Source organism: Alterirhizorhabdus solaris, from assembly GCF_007785815.1.
In the GTDB taxonomy this organism is placed as follows: domain Bacteria; phylum Pseudomonadota; class Alphaproteobacteria; order Sphingomonadales; family Sphingomonadaceae; genus Alterirhizorhabdus; species Alterirhizorhabdus solaris.
The window spans coordinates 1-3,928 of record NZ_VNIM01000171.1 but is presented as its reverse complement, the minus strand read 5'-3'; the positions used below and the strand labels follow the sequence as shown (position 1 = coordinate 3,928).

Genomic DNA, 3,928 nt, shown 5'->3' with positions numbered 1-3,928 from the left:
GCATTGTCGGTGGCGTTGGGCACCACCGGCCCCGCCCCGTTCCGCGCCGCGCCGGTGGTGCCCAACGCCACCGACAATGCGGCGCGCAGCTATCGCGTGGTGGCGGGCATCTCCACCGGATCGTTGCGGATGGGCGGGCCGGTGTCGTCGAACGGCTCGGGCTGGCCAGCCGGTTCGGCGGGGGGTGGATAGGTCGCCCGGGGCGCGGCATCGGGGCGACCGCCCGGGATGCAGCCGGCCGGCACCAGCAGGGCCATCGCAAGCGCGAGGCGGACAGGGACGGGCGGCTGCATCGCCCCGATTGCTATCAGATCACGCGCGGCGTGCCACTCCCCCGCACGCGGGGCGGGGACGGCACCGTCCCGACCGGCCCGGAACGGCGCAGTCCCGGTGCTCTGGGCTCGGATGACGGGAGCCCGGCCCGCTTATCCCTGAAGACTGATCGGGAATTCGGGTTGTCCACCCTATACCCCGAGCGAAGTCGAGGGGCAGGCGCAGTCGAGACAGGCGGCGTCGCCCGTGCACGCGCGACCCCTCGACTGCGCTCGGGGTATGGATCGGCCGGGCGGCGTCAGCCGTACAGCGCGGCCAGCCGGTCCAGCGAGCGGTCGTGCGTCAGGTCCAGATGTAGCGGCGTGACCGAGATGTAGCCGTCCGCCACGGCCTCCAGATCGGTCGCGTGGGTGGGGGTGTGGACGGTGCCGTCGAGCGCGAACCAATAATAAGGGAAGCCGCGCGGATCCTTGCCTTCCACGATCCGCAGCCGGCCGTAATCGCGGATGCCCTGCCGCGCCACGCGGATGCCGCGCACGTCGGCGGCGGGCAGCGGGGGGAAGTTGATGTTCATAAGCGTGCCGGGCACGAACGGCTCGGCCAGCAGTGGCGCCAGCACCTTGGCCCCCCACGCCTCGGCCGCGTCGAACGGCACCGCCTCGCCCATGCCGCCACGCGCATACACCTGGCTCAGCGCGATCGAGCGGATTCCGGCCAGCGCCCCCTCCATCGCCGCCGAGACTGTGCCCGAATAGGTCACGTCCTCGGCCAGATTGGCGCCGCGGTTGACGCCGGAGAGGATCAGGTCCGGCTTTTCCTCCGCCATGATCCGGCCGACCGCCATCATCACCGCATCGGTAGGCGTGCCGGTGACGGACCAGCGCCGCGCGCCGTGATCGCGCACCCGCAACGGCCGGGTGAGGGTAAGCGAATGGCCCGCGCCGGACATCTCCTCGGCCGGCGCCACCACCGTGATGTCGTCGGAGAGGGTGCGGGCGATCGCCTCCAGCACCTTCAAGCCGGGGGCGTCGATGCCGTCGTCGTTGGTCAGCAGGATACGCATCAGGCGGGCCTCAGTTCGGTGACGCCACCCATGTACGGCACGAGCACGTCGGGAATGCGGACCGAGCCGTCGGCCTGCTGGCAGTTCTCCAGCACCGCCACCAAAGTGCGGCCCACCGCCAGCCCCGAGCCGTTGAGCGTGTGGACGAAGCGCGTGCCTTTTTCGCTCGCCGTGCGGAAGCGGGCGTCCATGCGGCGCGCCTGAAAGTCCCCGCAGTTGGAGATGCTGCTGATCTCGCGATACTTCTGCTGGCCGGGCAGCCACACCTCCAGATCGAAGGTCTTGGTCGCGGAAAAGCCCATGTCGCCGGTACAGAGCAGCATCTTGCGATAGGGCAGGTCCAGCGCCTGCAGGATCGCCTCGGCCGCCGCCGTCATCGCCTCGTGCTCGGCGGCCGACTGCTCGGGCGTGGTGATCGCGACCAGTTCCACCTTGTCGAACTGGTGCTGGCGGATCAGCCCGCGCGTGTCGCGCCCGGCCGCGCCCGCCTCGCTGCGGAAACAGGGGGTCAGCGCGGTGAAGCGCAGCGGCAGCGTCTGCTCGTCGAGGATGCGTTCGCGCACGAGGTTGGTCAGGCTCACCTCGGCGGTGGGGATCAGCCAGCGGCCATCGGTGGTCTGGAACAGATCCTCGGCGAACTTGGGCAACTGGCCGGTGCCGAACAGCGCCTCGCTGCGCACCAGCAGCGGCGGCGCCACTTCCTCAAACCCGCGTTCGGCCTGCCGGTCCAGCATATACTGCCCGAGCGCGCGGTTAAGCCGGGCGACACCCCCGCGCAGCACGGCGAAGCGCGCGCCGGCGATGGCGGCGGCCCCCTCGAAATCGAGGCCCAGCGGGGCGGCGAAATCGGGATGCTCGCGCGGCGTGAAATCGAACGCGCGCGGCGTGCCCCAGCGGGCAACCTCGACATTGCCGTCCTCGTCCGCGCCATCGGGCACGTCGGCAGCGGGCAGGTTGGGGATGGCGGCGAGCAGAGCCTCTAATTCGGCTGTGAGCCTGACGCTCTGGTCCAGAAGAGCGTGATCGATAGCTTCAGACTGCTGAGCGTTAAGGAGAAGCTGATTATACAAAGCGATGTCCCCACGACCTTTTGCTGCTCCAATAGCCTTGTCAGCCTTCTTCTTTTCCGCCTTTCCGTCCTGATATTCGCTATCGAATCGCCTCCGCTGAGCATCCAGTGCGACGAGTTCATCGGCAAGCGGGGCTGCGCCGCGCTTCGCGAGGCCGGCGTCGAAGGCGGCGGGATCGTCCCGGATCAGGCGGATATCGTGCATGGCGCCGGCTATACGGGCCGCCGCGCCACAGGCAACCCTCCCTGCGGGCGCGCGTTCACAAGGCAAGCCAACAAGCAGGAGAGCCTTATGCGCGTGCCCCACAACAGCTTCGTCGTCGTCGCCGATGGCCGCAAGATGCTGTTCTTCCGCAACGAGGGGGATGCCACCAACCTCAACCTCACCGTGGTCCACGCCGAGGAGCAGGACAACCCGGCCGACCGCGACCAGAAAACCGACGCCGCCGGCCGCGCTTCCTCCACCCACGGCGCCAGCGGCAGCGCGATGGGCGAGGTGGATTTTCACCAGCAGGAGGAGGATCGCTTCGCCGCCGAGACGGCCGCGCTGCTGAAGCGACGGGCACTGGGTGGCGATTTCGAGAAGCTGATCGTGATCGCGCCGCCCAAGACGCTGGGCGAGCTGCGCAAGCATTACCACAAGGAGGTGAGCGACCGGCTGGAGGGCGAGTTGCCCAAGGACCTGACCGGCCATCCGGTGCGCGAGATCGAGAAGATCCTCGCCGCGGCGGGCTGATCGTTCCCTCGATAATGGCGGTTCATCCCACCGAAAGCGCCGTTCACCGAGAATGCCGGAACCAGCGCGGCGTGACGCGTTGGTCCGGCACAAGGTTCAACGATACGGAGTCATCCATGCGTAAATTCACACCCATTGCCGCCGCCGTCATGATGGTCGCGGCCGCACCGGCCTTCGCCCAGGCAGCGCCGGCGGCGGGTGCTGCGGCGCCCGCGACCGCCCCGACAGGCGCCGCCCCGGCCGCCGGCCAGACGGTGTTCGACACCGCCGGCGGTGAAGTCGGCAAGATCACCAAGGTGGACGCCGGCAACGTGGTGATCGCCACCGGCACGCACGAGGTGGCCCTGCCGGTCACGTCGTTCGCCACGGGGCCGAGGGGGCCGATCATCGCGATGACCAAGGTCCAGCTCGATGCGGCTGCGGCCGGTGCGGCGGCCGAGGCGAAGGCCAAGACGGCGGCGGCGATCACCGCCGGTGCCTCGGTCAAGGACACGGCGGGCGCGGCGGTCGGCACGATCAAGTCGGTCGATGGACAGTATGCGCTGCTCGACACGACCAAGGTGCAGGTGAAGCTGCCGATCACCGCCTTTGCCGCGCAGGGCGACGGCCTGGTCATCGCGATGACCAAGGCGCAGATCGAGGCGGCTGCGGCCGGTGCGGGGGCCGGGGCGAAGGCCAAGACGGCGGCGGCGATCACCGCCGGTGCCTCGGTCAAGGACACGGCGGGCGCGGCGGTCGGCACGATCAAGTCGGTCGATGGACAGTATGCGCTGCTCGACACGACCAA

The 3,928-nt window shown here is 69.5% G+C and carries 5 protein-coding genes; 3 read left to right on the top strand and 2 right to left on the bottom strand.

The genetic code is table 11. The features are described 5' to 3' along the window. A partial coding sequence (locus tag FOY91_RS21890) for a hypothetical protein (RefSeq protein ID WP_203234664.1) occupies positions 1-192 on the top strand: 192 nt, incomplete at its 5' end. 379 nt (positions 193-571) lie between these two features. Here the strand turns inward: FOY91_RS21890 and surE are convergent. After that, a complete protein-coding gene (gene surE, locus FOY91_RS20800) occupies positions 572-1,336 on the bottom strand; it encodes a 5'/3'-nucleotidase SurE (protein ID WP_145155915.1) in 765 nt (254 codons plus the stop codon). Next, the gene (gene serS, locus FOY91_RS20795; protein ID WP_145155913.1) at positions 1,336-2,610 is read right to left on the bottom strand and encodes a serine--tRNA ligase; all 1,275 of its coding nucleotides are present in this window, start codon (positions 2,608-2,610) and stop codon (positions 1,336-1,338) included. The genes surE and serS overlap by 1 nt, the downstream gene beginning before the upstream one ends. Positions 2,611-2,697: 87 nt before the next feature. Between serS and FOY91_RS20790 the strand changes: the two genes are divergently transcribed. Then, positions 2,698-3,141 (top strand): host attachment family protein, encoded by a 444-nt coding sequence (locus FOY91_RS20790; RefSeq protein ID WP_145155911.1) that lies wholly within the window; start codon positions 2,698-2,700, stop codon positions 3,139-3,141. Between the two features lie 116 nt (positions 3,142-3,257). After that, on the top strand, positions 3,258-3,928 hold a 671-nt coding region (locus FOY91_RS20785; protein ID WP_203234663.1), incomplete at its 3' end, for a hypothetical protein.